Annotated in this window: 12 protein-coding genes; 7 read left to right on the top strand and 5 right to left on the bottom strand. The window is 61.2% G+C overall.

Annotated elements, in window-relative coordinates; all coding sequences use genetic code 11:
• Positions 1-2: 2 nt before the first annotated feature.
• Entirely contained in the window at positions 3-980 is a 978-nt protein-coding gene (locus AC2ISB_RS16600; protein ID WP_339109636.1) for a glycosyltransferase, read from the bottom strand.
• Between the two features lie 256 nt (positions 981-1,236).
• On the opposite strand from AC2ISB_RS16600, the gene AC2ISB_RS16595 reads away from it, so the two are divergent.
• The 4 genes from AC2ISB_RS16595 to AC2ISB_RS16580 all read left to right on the top strand — a co-directional run bounded on the left by AC2ISB_RS16595 (position 1,237) and on the right by AC2ISB_RS16580 (position 8,682).
• Positions 1,237-3,924, top strand: a complete 2,688-nt coding sequence (locus tag AC2ISB_RS16595; RefSeq protein WP_486577268.1) for a DUF4214 domain-containing protein — start codon at positions 1,237-1,239, stop codon at positions 3,922-3,924.
• Between the two features lie 134 nt (positions 3,925-4,058).
• Positions 4,059-5,087, top strand: coding sequence for a GDP-mannose 4,6-dehydratase (gene gmd / locus AC2ISB_RS16590; RefSeq protein ID WP_330647075.1), 1,029 nt, complete (start codon positions 4,059-4,061; stop codon positions 5,085-5,087).
• A 56-nt stretch (positions 5,088-5,143) separates the two neighbouring features.
• Complete coding sequence (locus AC2ISB_RS16585; RefSeq protein ID WP_486577267.1) at positions 5,144-7,729, top strand: glycosyltransferase; 2,586 nt, start codon at positions 5,144-5,146, stop codon at positions 7,727-7,729.
• The gene (locus tag AC2ISB_RS16580) at positions 7,726-8,682 is read left to right on the top strand and encodes a sulfotransferase family 2 domain-containing protein (protein WP_339109633.1); all 957 of its coding nucleotides are present in this window, start codon (positions 7,726-7,728) and stop codon (positions 8,680-8,682) included. The genes AC2ISB_RS16585 and AC2ISB_RS16580 overlap by 4 nt, the downstream gene beginning before the upstream one ends.
• 241 nt (positions 8,683-8,923) lie before the next feature.
• Here the strand turns inward: AC2ISB_RS16580 and AC2ISB_RS16575 are convergent, their stop codons facing one another.
• Both AC2ISB_RS16575 and AC2ISB_RS16570 read right to left on the bottom strand, forming a co-directional pair.
• Positions 8,924-10,666 (bottom strand): flavin-containing monooxygenase, encoded by a 1,743-nt coding sequence (locus AC2ISB_RS16575; RefSeq protein WP_330647280.1) that lies wholly within the window; start codon positions 10,664-10,666, stop codon positions 8,924-8,926.
• Between the two features lie 158 nt (positions 10,667-10,824).
• The gene (locus tag AC2ISB_RS16570; RefSeq protein ID WP_330647078.1) at positions 10,825-11,898 is read right to left on the bottom strand and encodes a 2,3-butanediol dehydrogenase; all 1,074 of its coding nucleotides are present in this window, start codon (positions 11,896-11,898) and stop codon (positions 10,825-10,827) included.
• A gap of 255 nt (positions 11,899-12,153) precedes the next feature.
• Here AC2ISB_RS16570 and AC2ISB_RS16565 point away from each other — a divergent pair, with 255 nt between their 5' ends.
• Positions 12,154-14,037 carry a sigma-54-dependent Fis family transcriptional regulator gene (locus tag AC2ISB_RS16565; RefSeq protein WP_486577266.1) on the top strand — a complete coding sequence of 628 codons (1,884 nt, stop codon included), beginning with the start codon at positions 12,154-12,156 and terminating at the stop codon, positions 14,035-14,037.
• Positions 14,038-14,103: 66 nt separating this feature from the next.
• On the top strand, positions 14,104-14,964 hold the full coding sequence (locus AC2ISB_RS16560; RefSeq protein ID WP_486577265.1) for an asparaginase domain-containing protein: 861 nt from the start codon (positions 14,104-14,106) through the stop codon (positions 14,962-14,964).
• A 45-nt stretch (positions 14,965-15,009) separates the two neighbouring features.
• Here the strand turns inward: AC2ISB_RS16560 and AC2ISB_RS16555 are convergent, their stop codons facing one another.
• Complete coding sequence (locus AC2ISB_RS16555; RefSeq protein WP_330647081.1) at positions 15,010-15,465, bottom strand: hypothetical protein; 456 nt, start codon at positions 15,463-15,465, stop codon at positions 15,010-15,012.
• 484 nt (positions 15,466-15,949) lie between these two features.
• The gene (locus tag AC2ISB_RS16550; RefSeq protein WP_486577264.1) at positions 15,950-16,918 is read right to left on the bottom strand and encodes an AraC family transcriptional regulator; all 969 of its coding nucleotides are present in this window, start codon (positions 16,916-16,918) and stop codon (positions 15,950-15,952) included.
• Positions 16,919-17,071: 153 nt separating this feature from the next.
• On the opposite strand from AC2ISB_RS16550, the gene AC2ISB_RS16545 reads away from it, so the two are divergent.
• The gene (locus AC2ISB_RS16545) at positions 17,072-19,177 is read left to right on the top strand and encodes a TonB-dependent siderophore receptor (RefSeq protein ID WP_486577263.1); all 2,106 of its coding nucleotides are present in this window, start codon (positions 17,072-17,074) and stop codon (positions 19,175-19,177) included.
• Positions 19,178-19,353: the final 176 nt, after the last annotated feature.

Below are 19,353 nucleotides of genomic sequence, written 5' to 3'. Positions count from 1 at the left end.
GGTCACAGCCGTCCGGTGCGGGCCATGACCTGCAACACACGGTCCCCCTGCAGGGTCTGGCGGTGGATATTCAGTTCGCGCAGCGCACGGGCATAGGCCCCGCCACCTGTTCTGCGCGCCGCGACAAAGCGGGTCAGCAGCGCGTCATTCTCGGGGGTCAGGGCCAGACGGTTGGCCCAGAGTGCGGCCAAGTTGGCATCAAGCCACTCTGCATAATGGCGCTTGGCCACCGTGCCCAGCCGCTTGAGCCGCCCCCGCACCGGCCCGTGATGCCCAAGCTGGTTCGACCCGTGCTGACGGTAATAGAGGGTCGGCTTGGGATCATTGAAGATCTCGGCTCCCGCGCCGGAGAGCATGATATAGATCCACCAGTCATGATAGGAGACCCGCGCCGCAATCGCCGCCTGCGCCGATTGTGCCAGAATGGCGGCGGCGGGCGGCGACAGCATCAGCGTATTGCCGCCCAGAATATTCTGCACCAGCGCGTTACGGAAAGATGGCCCCCGCCGGTGCAGATGCGACAGGCCCAGCTTGTTCAGGCGGGTATCGGTCAGAATGGTGCGGCTGGCATAGACCAGCGGATCATGACCAAGATCGCCTGTGCGTTTCATCCAGCGCAAGGCACGGGCCAGCTTGACCTTGGACCAGACGTCATCCTGATCGGACAAGGCCAGAACCGCCTCCGGAGCCTCTTTGGCCGCCCGTGCCGCCAGTGTCAGAAAGGCGGGGGCGACGCCGGCTTTGGGGCCATCAAAGAGGCGCACCTGTTGGGGATGACGCTTACGGAAGGCTTCCAGAATCTCGCGTGTGGCATCGGTCGAGCCGTCGTCACTGGCATCAAGCGACCAGTTCCGGTGGGTCTGGCGCTCGAAGCTTGCAAGCTGCTCGGGCAGATAGGCGGCCCCGTTACGACACGCCATGATGATCCGCACATGCGGCGTCTGGGCAAAGGTCAGAAGAGAAGTCAGCGGTCCGGTCATGGGGCCATCTTTGCGCCTTGGCACGGCGCTTGTCCAGCGCACATCCGGGGCCGGACCCAAAGCCAGAGCGCGGGCCACTGGCAGCCGCAAGCCCCGTCCCGACATACCGCATTTGACGAAAATCCAAGCGAAAAGCCTTGTTTCGTTCTCATTTTGATCCGGCTTCGGGCAGGCTTTGTTTGCATGTTTGGCAATGTGGGGAACAAACGGGGTCGGGCGCTTGGTCATGGCCTCGTGCTGGGTCGGGATAAAGGTGATGGGGTATCTGACGCATCTGGGCATGGTGACTTCTGGCACCAGCCGTTACATGACGCAAATCGACGATCTGATGCTGTCGCTGGATGGCAGCCTGTTATATCAGGCCTCCGGCGAGGGAGGGGGCATCGTTGTGCGCGATGCCGAAACGGGGGCCAAACTGCTGGATCTGGCCGCCTATCCCAGCGGGTCCGGCCTGTCCGGATCTGTCGAAATCGCGCTTTGCGACCTGAACGGAAAGGCCGCGTTGCTGGTCTCGGGGCCTTACAGCAGCGGCGTCACAGGCTATTGGGTGGCCAATAATGGCACGCTCAATCAGGCGTTCACGCTTGATTACGGGAGCCTTGACGCCCTCGACCAACTGGAAGTCGTCACACAGGGCGGCCAGAACTTTCTGGTGGGCGCAGGGCGCGCGCAGGGCGGGTTCTCGGTGTGGTCTGTCGGCGCGGATAACGGGCTCACCCTGACGGCACGGGCCGATATCGCAGCGGGCAACCTGACGGCGTTGGAAACCGTCACAATCGACGGGGCAAGCTATATTCTGGCGCTCTCGGGCCAGCCCCCCTCGCTGAATTGCTATGGCCTGTCCGATACGGGCAAGGTGACCGCCAAGGGCGATCTTGACCTGAATGACGGGCTGGCCGTCTCTGATCCGGTGGCTCTGGCACAGGTTACACTGGGCGATCAGGTCTTTGTGCTGGTCGGCGCGCAGGGATCGGGCTCTGTCTCCGTCGCGGCTCTGGGAGCGGATGGACGGCTGACCATCACCGATCAGGTCAATGACGATCTCACGACGCGCTTCGGGCAACTCACCGTTCTGGAGGCGATCAATCACAACGGGCGCGCCTATGTGGTGGCCGGTGGCGGTGATGACGGCATAAGTCTGATGACCCTGCTGCCGGACGGGCGTCTGGTCCATCTTGAAACGCTGGCCGATACCACAGGTATGGCGCTGGAGGCCCCTTCGGCCTTGGAACTGGCCGTGGTGGACGGCGAATTGCGACTGTATGCGGCAGGGCGTGGCGAGGCCGAAAGCGGTGTCGCGGCGCTCTCGCTCTATCGGGTCGAGGTCGATCCCGGTCTAACCTTGCTGGCCGAGGATGCAGGATCTGCCCTGACGGGCGGCGGCGCGGATGATGTGCTGATGGGCGGCGACGGCAAGGACACGCTCAGGGGCGGGGCGGGCGATGACATTCTGACCGATGGCGCGGGGGCCGACCGGCTGTGGGGCGGCGCGGGGGCGGATATATTCGTCTTCACCAAAGACGGCGCGACCGACCGGATCGAGGATTTCGAGGTGGGGGTTGACCGGATCGACCTGTCCCAGATCGGGCGGTTCTATACTGTCGATGCGCTGACGATAAAATCCATCACGGGCGGGGCGCAGATCACCATCGGGGGCGAAACGCTTACGGTGATGTCGTCAGATGGCAGAAGCCTGAGCGCCGCCGATTTCGACATTTCCGATTTGCGCGATATCTGGCATGTCGATGTCAGCAGTCTCACGGTCGGGCCGCAGCATCTGGTCGGCACGGCCCAGAATGACTGGATCGAGGGGGATAGCGGTGCGGATACGCTGACCGGCGGGCGCGGGGCCGACACCTTGCTGGGAGGAGAGGGCAATGACCTTCTGCTGGGCGAGATCGAAGAGGGCAAATTCGATACGGCCTCCGCGCAGGTTGTCCGGCTGTTTCAGGCCACTCTGGACCGCGCCCCCAATGCCGAAGGCCATCTGGATTGGACCGCGCAAATCCTGTCCGGAGAGAAAACGCTGACTGAAGTGGCGCAGGGCTTTGTCGATTCTGCCGAGTTTCAGGACACTTACGGCGAGCTGAATGACACGCAATTCGTCACCCAGCTGTATCAGAACGTGCTGGGGCGCGCCCCCGATGCCGCCGGTCTGAAAAGCTGGACGACCTATCTGGCGCAGGACGGCACGACCCGCGCCGATGTGGTGGTGGGCTTTTCCGAAAGCACCGAATTCAGCCGCGCCATGCAATCCGAGGTTCTGGACATGTCGCGCGCGGGTTATCAGTCGGACTGGGTGGATGATGTGTTCCGCCTCTATCAAGCGACGCTGGGACGGGCGCCCGACCTCGGGGGGATCACCGCATGGACCACCGCCCTGTCGCAGGGCACGCCCTTTGAGGATGTCGTCTCCGGCTTCGTCAATTCGACCGAATTCCAGCAAAGCTATGGCCAACTGGACAACGAAGCCTTCGTCACGCTGCTTTACGAGAACGTTCTGGGGCGGGCACCCGGTTCGGCGGGGCTGGCCGACTGGTGCGCGCGGATGGAAGATCAGGGCTGGAGCCGCGCCGATGTGGTGGAAGGGTTCTCGCAAAGCGGCGAATTTACGCGACAGATGGCGGACCCGCTGAAAAACTGGATGGTCGATCAGGGCGAGTGGAACCAGCTTGAGGGCGGAGCGGGAGACAATATCCTGTTTGGCGGGATGATGGCGGACCGCTTCGTGTTTTCCGCCGACACACCGGGCACGCATCTGGTGGTGGATTATCAGCCTTGGGATTGCATGTCTTTTGAAGGCTTTGGCTATCAGAGCATCGAGGATATCCGCGCCCAGTTCTCGCAAGAGGGGGATGATGCGATTTTCATCGATCAGGATGTCGAGGTGGTCTTGCGCAACACATTGATCAGCGAAATCGATTATGACAGCTGCCAGTTCTGATCGTCCCTCGGCCAGAAAAGACAACCTGAAAGAGAAAAACCGTTCCCAAGTAAGCTTTTGTTAACTATCCTTACCCTAGCGTTCAGTATGTTGCACTTTCGGGTTGATCCTTGAGATTTCTCAATGAGGGACAAATGACCAAGACTGCATTTATCACCGGCGTGACCGGACAGGACGGAGCCTATCTTGCCCGCCTCCTTCTGCAAAAAGGCTATGAAGTTCATGGGGGTGTGCGGCGGATTTCACAGCCGGACATGGCACGGCTTGATGCGCTGGGAATTACAGATCAGGTCCATTTCCATGATTTCGACCTGAGTGATTCCAACAATATCTTCCGCACCATCCGCGATGTGCCGATGGATGAATTCTACAACCTTGCCGCGCAAAGTTTTGTCGGGGCCTCGTGGGATCTTCCCGTTTACACCGCCGAGATCGACGGCATGGCCGTGGTGCGCATTCTCGATGCCTTGCGCAGCCTGCGCCCCGAATGCCGTTTCTATCAGGCATCGACCTCGGAAATGTTCGGTGAGGTCCGGGCCGTTCCGCAACTGGAAAGCACACCCTTCTATCCCCGCTCGCCTTATGGCGTGTCGAAGGTCTTCGCCCATTACATGACGGTCAATTACCGCGAGAGTTTCGGCATGCATGCCTCCTCGGGGATCTTGTTCAATCACGAGAGCCCGCTGCGTGGCAAGGAATTCGTCACCCGTAAAATCTCGATGGGTCTGGCGGCTTTGGCGCATGGGGCCAATGCGCCGGTGGAACTTGGCAATATGGCGGCCAAGCGCGATTGGGGATTTGCGGGGGATTATGTCGAAGGCATGTGGCGGATGCTGCAGCGCGAAAATGCTGGCGATTTCGTTCTGGCCACCGGTACCAGCACCACCATCCGCGATTTCTTCACCTATGTCGGGGAAGCGCTGGATATGGAGGTGATCTGGGAAGGAGAGGGGCCACAGGAAGCCGCTTACGACCGTCTCAGCGGGCGCCGCCTCATGCAGGTCAATCCCAAATTCTACCGCCCCGCCGAAGTGGATCTGTTGCTCGGGGATCCCTCGAAAGCCTGTAACGAACTGGGCTGGAAGGCCAAAACAGATGTGCGCAGCCTCGCTATGATGATGGCGAAAGCCGATTACGATGCGCAGGCAAGGCAGCTTCGCTAGGGCAGGCGCGCTCGGTGGCAGGCCTCTAGGAAAGCGTCGTCAAAGGGAGGGAACCCATGCGGAATGCGGTGCGTGGCCTGCGCAAGGCAGGCGGTGTCTGGTCTTACGGGCGCAAGGCATTGTCTTACGGCAAAACGCTGAAGCTGCGCCGCGAAATACGTCGCAAACAGGCCCCTTATCGTGGCCATGTCGAGGGTGTCTTCGATCAGGATGGCACGCTGCGCGGGTGGATTTATGACACCCGCCAGCCGCAGCAGTCGGACCTGCGCGTTGGCCTTTATACGGAGGATCTGCTGCTGGATGTGGTGGCGGTCGAGCATCCGCGCGATGATGTCAAAGCACATTACGGCTGCACGGTTCAGTGCGGGTTTGCCTTTGCGCTCTCTGCCTCGTTGATGGACCAGATCAGACAGGCCGGCGGCGAGGTGGTGATCCGGACACATGGCACGACCGAGCGCGAGATCGGTCGGCTGCACCTTACCCCCAAACCTGAAACCGCCCCCGCCACCCCCGAGATGACGACACTGATCCGCCGCTTCCTGACCGAGGATCTGGCCGGTCTCGCAGGGGGTCTGGATGGGGAGACGCCCCCCCAGACAGCGACCCCGTCGCCCGCCCCTATGCTGCTTCCGCATCAGGCGCTTTTTGCGACAGATCCCGTTATTCCCCCTGACCAATGTGCCCCGAGCGGCCTGCCCGGCTATCTGGAATTCACCCGCCATCGCAATCGCGTCGATCAGGAATTCCCCGTCACGCCGGAGAACACAGAGCGTGACCGCTTTCTGTATTTCTACCTCACCACCTATAATGCGACCCGAAAACAGCGCATTCCCCTGAGCGCGGAGGATATCGCCTATCTCAACGAGCCGCTTGTCATGGGAGGCGCGCGCCATAGCCTGACCCGCGCCATGTGGTGGCGGTTGTGCGGGCGGCGAGATCTGCTGGCCGATCTGGACCTGAACGACCGCGCCTCTTATGTGCGGATGGTCTTCTGGTGGCTCTGGCAGGATGCGGCCCATCTGAAACTGGAAGATTGCCTTGTGCCGCAGAAGATGGCCGATCTGATGCGCCATATCCAACCCTCGCGCCTCTGCGATGACTGGCCCCTGACCACCTTCAGCGAACGGTTTTTCAATGCGACGGTCACGCTGCATTTTCTGGCCCCCGGACGCTGTGCCGAAAGCCGCAAGCAGCTATATCTGATCCTGATGGTGATGGCCCTCAAACGGCCGGATATTCTGCGCTACATCCCGCGCGAGCTGTTCATGCGGCTGCTGACCCCCGTTGACGGGCAGGGCCGTTCCGAACTGGAACTGTTTCTGGCGCAGCTTCTGGAGCGCGACAGTTGCACCTTCCCGCTTGCCAGCTTTGCCCATAGCGTGCGCCTCAAGGGGTTCGACCTCGACAGCCTGTCCTTCCTGACCTGTTGCGACGCGGGCCACCGGCTGGAAGCCGCAGCCCTGCCCGTGCCGCAAGGGGCGCTGGCCGATATCCAGCTGATCGGCCCCCTGGCCAAGGCTTCGGGCTTGGGGCAGGCCGCGCGCCTGTCGGCAGACATTCTCTCGCGCACCGGAAAACACCTGCGCTGTGTCGATTTCGACATGGACAACCCCGCTCCCGAGGGGTTCAGCTCGGAGGCGCGCATGGACGCCTATGGTCCAGCCAGAGTCAATCTGATCCATCTCAATGCTGAATCCGTGCCGCTGGCCTTTGCCTATCAGCCCGATGTCTTCTCTGGCGCCTATAATATCGGCTATTTCTACTGGGAGCTCGACCGCCCCGCCGCCTGCCACTATCTGGCCCTGGAGATGCTGGATGAAATCTGGCTTTCGTCCGATTACGGCGTGCGGATTTACCGCCCCGAATTCGACGGCCCCGTCTGCAATGTCGGCATGTGTTTCGAACCGAATGACGATATCGACCGGCAGGAGGCACGGAAATTCGTCGAAAAACGCTTCCGTCTGTCGGCGCGGCATTTCATCTGCCTGGTGGCCTTCGACAGTTTTTCGTTCGTGCAGCGCAAGAACCCGCTTAACGCGCTGCGCAGCTTCCAGAAGGCCTTCGCAGGGGTGCCCGATGCGCGTTTGATCGTCAAAACCCAGAACCGGCAGTCGGTTTTCGATCCGGTGCAGATCCGGATCTGGGACGAGATGGAAGCCATGATGACCCGCGATCCGCGTATCCTGCTGATGAACGAGACGCTGACCTACAGGGATCTGCTGCATCTCAAGAAGGGCTCGGATTGCTACCTTTCGCTGCATCGCTCCGAAGGATGGGGCTTCGGGATGATCGAGGCGATGAGCCTTGGTGTGCCGGTGGTCTGTTCGGCCTATTCCGGCAATCTGGAATTTTGCGATGCGCAAACGGCATGGCTTGTGCCCTGCACCGAGATCGGTCTGGAAAAGGGCGATTACATCTTTACGCCGAAGGGGGCGGTCTGGGCCGAACCCGATGTGGAGGCGGCGGCCCGACAGTTGCGCCGCGTCTATGACGATCCGGTGGCACGGGCAGCCAAAACGGCCCATGCGCTGGATCATATCCGCCGGAATTTCTCGGCAGAAGCCATCGCTACACGCTACAATGCGCGGCTTGAGGAGATACTGGCAGAGCTTGATCACGCCCCGAAAGAGGCTGCGGAATGACCCTGACCACCCAAAAGACAGCCCCCTCCGTGCCGCCCGAACTTCTGCGTGATGCGTTCCAGCTTTTCCTGCAGCGCGACCCGAACCCGCAAGCCCGGAACCAGTTTGCGGATTTCGGCGCCCTGATCGGTGCGCTCTTCGGTTCGAAAGAATTTCTGGCCTCGGCACAAGCGCAAAAGACCAATCTGCCTTGGCCGGAGCGGCAATATTTCATCGCGCGCGATCTTGGCATCCTTTACTGCCCCATCGGCAAGAATGCCTGTAGTTTCTTCAAGCGGGCGATGGTCACACTGGCGCAGCATCCCGCGCGGGCGGTGCTGGACCGGTCGATCCACCAACTGACCGATCATATCTGCACGGGCCTGCAGCTTTCGGATTATAGCGAGACAGAGATTGATGCGATCTGGCGCGACCCCGACCTTTACAGTTTCGCGATCCTGCGCGATCCGCTGCGCCGCCTGTTATCGGCCTATATCGAGAAATTCGTGGTGAACCGCCTTGATGCGGCCAATCTGCGCTATCATACCGGACCGGTCATCGAAGCTGTCCAGAAAGCACAGGGGCTGGAGACCCCCGATTACCATCGCGGCATCCGGTTTCGGGATTTCGTCAACCATATCCTGTCCCAACCGCCCGAGCAGCTGGACCCGCATTGGCGGCCTCAGCATCTGTATCTGGGCGCACATCGCTGGAGCGCGCTTTACGACTTCGACCATCTCGACCGCGCCGTGCAGGATCTGGAGCAGATGTCGGGGATCGAGCTCAAACGCCCGCCGGTGAACCGCTCCGGCAGCGGCGTCGGGCAAGCGCATTTCGGGGCAGACCAGCTTTTGCCCGAAGTGCTGGATAAACTGCCGATGATCGAGGCGGAATCGTTCTTTCCAGACGAGATCCGCGCAAAGATCCGCCAGTATTATGCCCAAGATGTGGCCTTGATGGCGCAGACACGGTAACGGCGCGCGGCACGCACGGGATCGGGCGGGATCGGGCGGAACACCCCGCTGAAACAGCTCCAGAGAGCACGCGCTTTCGGACTGTCGGGGAGTGCGATGCAAGGATCGCGGCATTTTATGCACTTAGCATAAGGATCGGGGCGGCGGCTGATTGCGCAATCCCGGGATGCGCCGGCCTGTCATCCCCTGCGCTCCGGCCCCGCATATGCCATGCGGGGCCAGAGCTTTGTCGCGGTGCAGGTCAGCTAAGATGATGCGGCGGCTCAAGCCCGTAAACCGGTGTCTCGATCCCCGCGTGACGTGCCTTGAGCTGCAGGGCCAGATAGCGCGAATAATGGCGCGACTGGTGCAGATTGCCGCCGTGGAACCACAACCCTTCCTGCATCGTGGGCTTCCACATATTGCGCTGTTCGCCTTCCCACGGGCCGGGATCTTTGGTGGTATCGGACCCCAAGCCCCAGCATTTGCCAACCTTGTCCGCCACTTCTTGCGAAATCAGGTCCGCCGCCCAGCCATTCATCGAGCCATAGCCCGTGGCATAGATCACCAGATCGGCGGGCAGCTCGGTGCCATCTTCCAGCACCACCGCATCTTCGGTCAGGTGGCTGACACCCTTGCCCGATTGCAGCTTGATCGAGCCGTCAATCACCAGATCGCAGGCCCCCACATCGATATAATAGCCCGACCCCCGACGCAGATATTTCATGAATAGACCGGATTCATCATCCCCGAAATCCAGCATGAACCCCGCCTTTTCAAGGTCGCGATAGAAATCGGCATCGCGTTTCTTGATCTCGGCATATTGCGGCACATGCCATTCATGCATGATCTTGTAGGGCAGCGATGCAAAGATCATATCCGCCTTATCGGTGGTGATGCCATTGGCCACCGCCTCTTCGGAATAGAGCGCGCCCAGACAGACCTCGCGCAGGCTGTCGGATTTGACGATATGGGTCGAGGACCGCTGCACCATCGTCACATCCGCGCCGTTTTCCCAAAGGGCGGCACAGATATCATGGGCCGAGTTATTCGCCCCGATCACCACCACCTTCTTGCCGCGATAGGCATCAGGCCCGGGGTGCTGGCTGGAATGCTGCTGTTCCCCCTTGAAGACATCCTGCCCCTTGAAGCTCGGAATATTGGGCTTGCCCGACATGCCCGTGGCCATCACAAGCTGCTTGGGATGCAGCGTGATCTCTTCCCCCGCGCGGTCCAGCACCACCGTCCATTCGCCTTTGGCCGCGTCATAGGTCGCGGATTTGGCACGGGTGGAGGACCAGTAATTCAGCTCCATCACACGGGTATACATCTCGAGCCAGTCCCCGATCTTGTCCTTGGGGGCAAAAACCGGCCAGTTGTCGGGGAAGGGAATATAGGGCAGGTGGTCATACCAGACCGGATCATGCAGGCAGAGCGATTTATACCGCTTGCGCCACTGGTCGCCCGGACGCTCATGCGCATCGACCACGATGGTCGGCACGTCCAGCTGGCGCAGCCGCGCCCCCAAAGCGATGCCGCCCTGACCGCCACCGATGATCAGCACATAGGGCTGGGTCTCGACACCAAGGGTCGATGCCTCGTGCTCGCGCTTTTCCTTCCACGTCAGGCGGTTCGGGTCATGGCCATGCTCTGCCCCCATAGGTCTGCGCAGCTTGCGGGGCTCTTCATGACCTTTCAGTTCGTGCAGCGTGGTCAGAAGGGTCCAGATTTTCCCCTCTTTCATACGGATATAGCCCACGCCGCGCCCCAGAGAGGTCTCCAGTTGCAACCACCCCTCGGTCACGCCATCGGCCTCGCTCACCGCTTCGGCGGGATCAAGATGGATGGAATGCGTGCGGATCACCGGCAGCTGGACTGCGGCCATATCGGCAATGGCCGGACGGCCTTCCAGCGTTTTCAGGTTCCATGTAAAGGCGGCAAGATCGCGCCAGTATCCCGTTTCCAGAAACAGGTTGGCCACAGCCTGCGCATCACAGGCGATCATTGCGCGTTCAAGATCATTCACGAGCGCCTGCAAAGCGCCGTGTTGGGTCGTATCGAGCATGGGTTCTCCTCCCTTGGCTCCGGTGAAGCCGCGGCGGATCCTGCGGGCGGAGCCTCCTCAAACCCCGTGCCCCCGCAAAAAACCGCCGCCGCAGTGAATTAGGCCTCCAGATCGATCAGGATCTTGAGGTGGTTGCCAGCCGGATCAAGCAGCGCGTCAAAGCCTTCCTTGACGGCATCATCGAGCTTGATTTTCTTGGTGACGACTTTTTTCGAAGGAATAGCGCCAGAGGCAATCAGGTCCATCACCCGCGGCCAGCTATGCGCCGGATAGCACCAAGACCCCTTCAGGGTCACATCTTTGAACGTTACATCAAAGAAGTTCAATTTGCCCACGCCCGGATGCACACCTGTGGCGACAATCGTCCCCTGCTTCCGGACCGCATCGAGACAGGATTGAAGGGCATGTTCATTGCCAACGCATTCGATGGCAATGTCACATCCCAAATTGTCTTGTGTATGCGCCTGCACAACCTCGGTCAGATTGTCTTTCGCCGGATTAACCGTGATCACCTCCGGCAGAACCTCTTTCGCGAGCTTCAATCGCGTCTCGTTCATGTCAGAAACAAAGAGTTTTGTCGCGCCGAAGGCCTTGGCGGTCAGCAGAGCCAAGATACCGATCGGCCCTGCGCCGGTGATCAGCACGCTATCGCCGGCCCGAACTCCCGCGCGGTCGCAGGCATAAACGGTGACAGCCGTCGGTTCGACCAGAGCGGCTTCCTCGTCGCTTAGTGCATCCGGAATTTTGTAGACGTTATAATCGTTCAGAATGGAGGCTTCAGCCATCCCCCCCCATTGCCAGCTAAGCCCGACAAGACCCAGCACAGGCGACAGGTTCAGCCAGCCGCGTTCACCGAAATATTCTCCTGTGCGGGGGCCAATGAGCGGCTGAATTGCAACCCGATCCCCGACTTTGACATTTGTCACTCCCTCGCCAACGGCTGTGACGGTTCCGCCGAATTCATGACCGAGAATCTGCGGCCCATGCGCCCCCGTATAAGGATGAGGTTCTTTGGGAATGAAAATCGGCCCATGCGCGTATTCGTGCAAATCGGTCCCGCAAATCCCAACGAAGCGATTCTTCACCGCCACTTGGCCCGGACCGGGTTTGGCAACATCTTCGATATCTTCGACACGCAGATCTTTTGCCGCGTGGAAACGTAGCGCTTTCATTGACGCTTCTCCTTCTCACTTACGGCTCTCATGATGCGCGCTTGTCTGCGACAAAATAGCCCGACTTATCTTGAGTAAGGTTTTCAATGGCTTGCTAATTTGACCTGTTGCACTCCCTGCCGCACCTGTTGCATCTGGTTGCAACAGCCATGCTGCGATGCCGCATGAATGCTGCACCATGCAGACGACCCCGTTTCCAGCCAAGCCATTGTCGATTAGGCTTTCTTGGCCGCGAGGGCCTTGGAAGGGGACGGCATGCACAGGGTAAGCGAACATATCCGCGAAATCGAGGCTGTCTCGAACGGGGGGGCCGTCGGGCGCGATCCTGCCGTGGCCGCAAGCTGGCGGCGCTGCCTGCAAGAGCACAAACTCGATCCGGCCCGCCGCTCCGAAGCCTATATCGTTCCCAGCCGCATTCTGCGCCAGCATCGGGAACGTTCGGGCGATCTGATCTCTATCGCGCGCTCGGGGATCGAACAGCTTTATAAACTGGTGGCCGAACAGGATTATGTGCTGCTTCTGGCCGATGCGGCCGGTGTCACGGTGGAGTTTCTGGGGCAGGACCAGCGCAAGGCCGATCTGCAGCATTCGGGCCTTTATCTGGGCGCGGAATGGTCTGAGGCGCGGGCGGGCACCTGTGCCTTGGGGGCCTGTATCGAGGGCGGCGAGCCGATCATCGTCCATCAGAGCGACCATTTCGACAGCACCCATAGCGGGCTGAGTTGCACAGCCGCCCCGATCCACGACCTGTCGGGACGGCTGAGCGCGGTGCTCGACATCTCGCTTCTGTCCTCGCCGCGCCCGCGGGCCAGCCAGTATCTGGCGCTCAACCTTGTCAAACAAACCGCGCGCCGGATTGAAATGGCCAATATCATGGCCGAGAGCCGCCGCGACTGGGTGTTACGCCTTGGCACCAGCGCCGAATTTCTGGACACCGATCCCGAAGCGGCGATCCGGCTGGATGCGTCGGGGCGGGTGACCGGCATGACGCATGGCGCGGCACGGGTGATGGCGGCGGCTCTGGGCTGCGACTGGCGGCGCCCCGATCTGCTCTTGGGGCGCCCGATTTCCGACAGTTTCAATCTGGATCTGAACGGGATCGAGGCGCTGACCCGCCATAGTCCGGCCCGTGAACGCAATGTGGAGACCCGTAACGGGTACAGGCTTTTTGCCCATGCGATCGAACCCCGACGCGAGCCTGTGCGGCGGGTGACGGCCTATCGCGGCACGAGCCTGCCTGCGGTGCCGCAGGGGTTGCGGGATCTGGCGCAGAATGATCCGGCGATGGCGCGCGTGATCACGCAGGCCGCCGGTCTGGTCAACGGGCAGGGGGCGGTTTTGCTGACCGGCCCGATGGGCAGTGGCAAACGCCATCTCGCCCGTGCCATCCACGAGGCGGGCATCGGCGGCCCCTTTGTCACCCTGCGCTGTGGCGAGTTTCTGGCCGAGGAAGAGGCCACAATTTTCGGGCGCGAAACCCGTGGCCTGACAGAGCCCGGCATGATCGACGAGGCGCAAGGGGGCGCGCTGTTTCTGGACAAGCTCGAAGAGCTGCCCCCTCGCGCACAGGCACGGCTTCTGGCACTGATCTCGGAAGGGGCATGGCGTCCGATCGGGGCGGTGCGGGCGCAAAAAGCCAATATGCGGATCTTCGCCTCGCTTGGCATGCCGGCACAACAGGCCGTGGCCGAGGGGTGCCTGCGCCGCGACCTGTATTTCGCGCTGCGCGGCACGGTGCTGGACCTGCCCGCCCTGCGCGACCGGCAGGATCTGGTCTGGCTGGCCGAAACCGCACTTTCCGAGGCATTCACCCAGCCAGTAACACTCGGCGCAGAGGCTGCCAGCTGGATCACGCAGCAAGAATGGGCGGGCAACCTGCTGGAATTGCGTGATTTCGCCCGTCACAGCGCTGACCGTCTGGTGGAAAACGGTGCTTTGCCCCGACAAGGGCTGCAGCTGGCCGATCTGGCCCGTGACTATGTTCAGGACGCAGCCTCGAAAGAGCACGGCCACGCGGCGCTCCTCAACCATATCCTGCAACAGACCGGCGGCAATATCTCCGAAACCGCGCGACGGCTGGGGGTAAACCGCTCGACAATCCACCGGCAGATGCAGCGTTACGGGATCAAACGCCGCTAAAGCATGTTGTCAAATGCCGCTTTGCCTGCCAGATGCGGGGGCAAGAAATTCCAAGCGGAGAGCGTCATGCAGATATTGCGTCTCATCGATACTGGCGGCACCATCGGCATGGTGCCTTCCGAACAGGGGCTTGTGCCCGGTGCGGGTGTCGTTGAACAGCATCTGCGGGCGGCGCTGCCACAGGGCACCGCACTGGATGTCGTGACCTTCGACCCGCTGATCGACAGTGCCAATATCCGCCCCGCGGACTGGAACCGGCTGGCCGATCTGATTGCCGAACATGACGGACCCGTGCTGATCACACATGGCACCGATACGCTGGGCTTTAGCGCCGCAGCCCTGTCGCAGGTGATCGCCCCCGAACGCGCGGTGGTCCTGTGCGCCGCCATGCAGCCGCTGGGCCAGAATGCCGATGCCGAAGAAAGCCTCGCGCAGGCGCTGGAGTATCTGCTTTCGGGACAGGCGGGTGTGCGGGTGGCCGTGAATGGCCAGATCCTTGAGGCCGAAGGGGTGACAAAGACCGACAGTCACGCCCGCGCAGCCTTTGTGTCAGTGCCGCAGGCCCCGTCAGCCCCTCGCGCCACCGGCGCGCGGTTCGGCACAGGGCCGCAGATCGGCGTGCTCACCCTGACGCCGGGACTGTCGGGACAGGCACTGGCGGCACTGCTGGGCTGTTTCGACGGGGTCGTCTTGCGCATCTACGGGGCAGGGACCTTTCCCGAGGATCCGGCACTTGTGACCGCTGTGGCCGAGGCCGTCGCACGCGGCCTTCCGGTGCGCGTCGTCAGCCAATGCGTGCAGGGCGGGCTGGCACCGGGGCTTTACGCGGCAGGTGCCAGCTTCTGGCAAAGCGGTGTCACCAATGGCGGCACCGAAACGGTCGAACTGGCCTTTGTGCGGCTTTTGCTCGCGGCCTCTGCGGCCTGAACCTGACGGCCTGAACTTAACGACCGAACGGGCGGTTTTGCAGCGTTACGCCTCGTCGAAGAACAGGCGCGGCGTCATGCCTTTATCGCAATGCACGACATGGGTGAGATCTTCGAAATCATCTACCGCCGCCCGCAGGACAAAGGTCATCCCGTCCACAAAATCGCTGGCTTGCGGATCGAGTATGATCACGATATCCACGCCGACCGGACGGAATTTGAACGTGACCGATTGCGGCTCCGTCCGCGCGCGCGAGCGCAGACAGAGAATATGCCGGATATCGTCATACAGCCCGTAAAGGCAATCCCGCTCGTCCTGCGTCTCGAACAGGGTGCCCGCCGGAAATGTCGCACATAGCGACCCCGAGGCAATCAGCCGCTCCAGAAGCACGTTCATCAGTTTCTTGTCCTTGAGCTTAGCGCTCAGGAAACGATGTTCGATCGCCTCGAAATTCTCGATGATCTGCGATGAAACGCGGTCGATATGTGTCCGTAAAGCCATGTGATCCTCCTCCGGTTCTGGCATGGATTGGGGTTGGTGCCTCCTGCCGCCCATGATGCGGCGATAGGCGGATCGGGACCGACCCGACCGCGCGCATAGGGGCAATATCCGCTGTCGTATAAAGGAATACGGATGCCCGACCTGATCTTGCCGACCGGATCTTGCCGACCGGTTCGGGGCAGGCCCTTTGCCGAGACACAGCCAAACGGCGGATAAAATCGGGACGACGTTTTGAACGAGAAAACATTACGGGACATCGAATGAAGCTGCACAGGACACCCAGCTTTGCTCAATGGAATGAAGGTGATCTTAAAATGACCATTCTGCCGGAAAAATTTTACAAAACGAGCAGGATCACGTCACAGATGGCGCGCAGTGGCAGGTCCAAGCGACAAGAGCCAGAGGCGCCTGACAGAACAGGGTGCGAGGTCTCCGAGCCTGCATAAAGCTCCGCCAGAAAAATCTCCGGCCCGCTCGTCCTGTGTCAGTCCTGCGCCAGGTCTGCGTCGGGGGCAGGGGCGGGGACCAAACCGGCTGCGCCTTTGCGATACTCCGACGGGGGCATGCCCATTGCCAGCCGGAAGGCCGTTGCGAAAGCTTCCGGCGTTTCGTAGCCCGCCTGCCGTGCCGCGCTGGCCACCGAAGCCCCCGCATGCAGGGCATGGCCCGCCCGTTCCAGCCGGATCTGGCGCAACCGCCCATGCACCGACATGCCGCGCAGGCGCCGGAACAACCGGCGCATGGAGGACACGCTCATGCCCGCGCTTTCGGCCAGAGCCTCGGACGAAGGCAGCCCCCCCGCGATCAAGGCCTGCGCCTCGATCCGGCTCAGCCGTTCCTGATCCGTCCGGCTGATCTCCGGCTCCGCTCCCATCAGCCCCACCAGCATCGTCTGCAACATGGACAGGGCGAGCGCTTCCGCTTCGATCTGGCAGAAGGGCGTCTGCCGATGGCGTTGCAGCAGGGCTTCGGCCCGTAACACGTCGGGCATGGTCGCCGTCCAGCTTGCCCGCAGATGGGCTTGGCCCTGAAGGATCGATTGCATCGTCACCCCGCGCGCCTCCAGCCAATTCCACGGGACCAGCACCGACACTTTGCGCACATGGTTGCCTGCCGTGATATTGCGGCGGAAGGCCGTCGGCTGACCAAGCGCGCTCAGATGCAGTTGCGCAGGCTGGCCCGGCATCGGCCCGAAACGCTCGCTGCGCGGTCCGAGCCTGCCCTCGACCTGCCCCTCCAGAATGAGATGCAGCAACAGATTGGCCGGACGGGTCAGGAAGGTGACGAAATCTTTCGCGCTGACCGTATCCTGTAGCTGCACGTTGAGGCCCGAGGGCAGCGCAATCCGCCGACGTCCGCCGCGCAGCACGATGTCGGAGACGGGCAGGCTTGCGCCGAAATCCGTCACATCCCCCCGTAGCCCCGTGGCGATGTCATTCAGGCTGATATCCATCTGGACCTCCAAGGTCTGATCCTTTGCGGGAACGCCAGCCGATTGGCGCTTTGACGAAGATATATGGCCGTATGACGCAGGCCGGATACTGGCCAGATACCAGATCCGGCTCTAATGGTCGATAAAAATACTCGGTTATTAAGGGATAGTGCCATGTCACCTGCTGGACGTACCACGTTGAAACTGTGCCTGCTGGCCTCCACCGCCCTTGCCGCACCGGCATTCGCGCAAGATGCGGTCGCACTGGACGAGATCGTTGTCGAAGGGTCGAGCTACGAGACCGAAGGCTCCGATAGCTATGCGACCGATCTGATCTCGGTGGGGGAGAAGGCGGCGATGAGCCCGCGCGAGGTGCCGCAATCGACCTCGGTCGTGACCCATAAGCAGATCGAGGATGGCGGCTACACGGCGCTGGAAGAGGCGCTGTCGGATGTGGCGGGCATCATGATCCTCAATAATGATGTCGGGCGGTCGTCGATCTATTCGCGCGGCTACGAATTCGACTATCTCTATTTCGACGGCCTCCCCGCGCCGGTCAGCTCGATCTACGGCACCCAGCCGGATCTGTCGATTGTCGATCACGTCGAGGTCCTCAAAGGACCGTCGGGCCTGTTCATCAGCACCGGCGAACCGGCAGGCTCGATCAATATGCGTCTCAAACAGGCCACCGCCACCGAGTTTACCGGCTATGCCACGACTTCGGCCGATAGCAACGGGCAAGTCCGCGCGGAAGTCGATATGTCCTCGGCACTCAACAAGGACGGCACGCTGCGCGGGCGCTTTGTGGCCGCCTATGGCGATGGCGATACGTTTATCGACGGTGGCTCGAACGGGGTGCAGTCCTATTACGGCACCGTCGCGTGGGATGTGGACCCGAATACCAAACTGACTTTCTCGCTCAGCCATATGGAGCGCGATATCGCGCCGTTCAACGGTCTGCCCACCTATGCGGATGGCTCGCTGATCTGGACGGATGTCGAGGCGGGCGTGATGCCCGACTGGAACGATTTCGACAACGAAACCACCGATGCCGTGGTGGCGGGCGAGCATTTCCTCGATAATGGCGGGCGCATCAAATTCTCGATGCGCAAATCGTGGCAGGATGCCAATTTCCTCTACGGCTATGCCGGATCGACCGCCGATGCCGATAACAACATCTCTTCGATCGCCTATCTGGGCCGCGATTTCAGTCAGGACAGCCTCGCGCTGGACATCCATGCGGATCTGCCCTTCCAGCTGGGCCAGATGGAAGGCAACGCGATTGTCGGGGCCGATTGGCAGAAGGTCACAAGCACCACCTACACCGCCCGCGGATCGATCTCGGGCAGCTGGAACCTAAACGATTTCGATGGCGCGTCGGTGGCCAAGCCGAGCTATAGCTATTCGACCCGCGCGGACTCGGAGACCACCTCCACGGGGCTCTATTCGCAGCTACGGCTCAAGCCGATGGACAAGCTGACCGTGATCGGTGGCGCGCGCCTGAGCTGGTATGACGGCACGGTCGACACCACGACGCTGTCCAGCGGCGCGGTCTCGACGGCCGATTATAACGTCGATGCCCATGTGACACCGTTTGCCGGTGCCACCTACGAGCTGACGCCCGATGCCTCGCTCTATGCCAGCTATTCCGAGATCTTCATTCCGCAATCGTCGCGGGACACGGATGGCGATCTGCTTGATCCCGTCGAGGGGCGCCAATACGAGCTGGGCGTCAAGGCGCGGCTTGCCTATGGTCTGGATGTCACGGCGGCCTATTTCAACCTGCGCGAGGCGAACCGTCCTGTCGCGATCACCGGCACCGATTACTACAAAGCCGAGGAAGAGGTCGAATCCAAAGGCGTCGAGCTGACGGTGTCGGGCGAGTTGCGCGAAAATCTGCACCTCTCGGCAGGCTATACCTATACCGAGACCGAATATCTCAACGGCAGCTCGAAGGGCGAGGATTTCTCGACCTATACGCCCAAGCACATGTTCAAGCTTCAGGCCATGTATGACTTCAAGGACGGCGTGATGGCCGATTGGAGCCTCGGGGGCCGCCTGACCATGATGAGCGGTTTCTCCTCCAAGGGGATCGAGGCACCGGGTTACGGGGTGGTCGATCTGATGGCGGTCAAAACCTTCAATGATGACCTGACTTTGCGCATGGGCGTCGATAACCTCTTTGACAAAGAATATTATTCGCGCGTGGGCAGCACCACGGTGTTTAACTTCCGCGGCGAACCGCGCACCTTCAACGTCTCGCTGACCAAGACCTTCTGATCCGCATCCGGCCCGATCCGGCTGCAAACCCCCGCCGATTGGCGGGGGTTATCTTTTGCGCAAAATTCAATCATGACGTGCATGGATATTTTCCTCGACAGGCCAACCCCCCGCACTAATTCCGTTTTTCGGGCCGGACCTTCGGGCATTTTGACGTGACGGATAAGCAGAAAAAT

Source organism: Thioclava sp. NS-SX20 (assembly GCF_057380695.1).
Note: the sequence above shows the minus strand (reverse complement) of the source record. Positions and strands in the feature narration are given on the sequence as shown.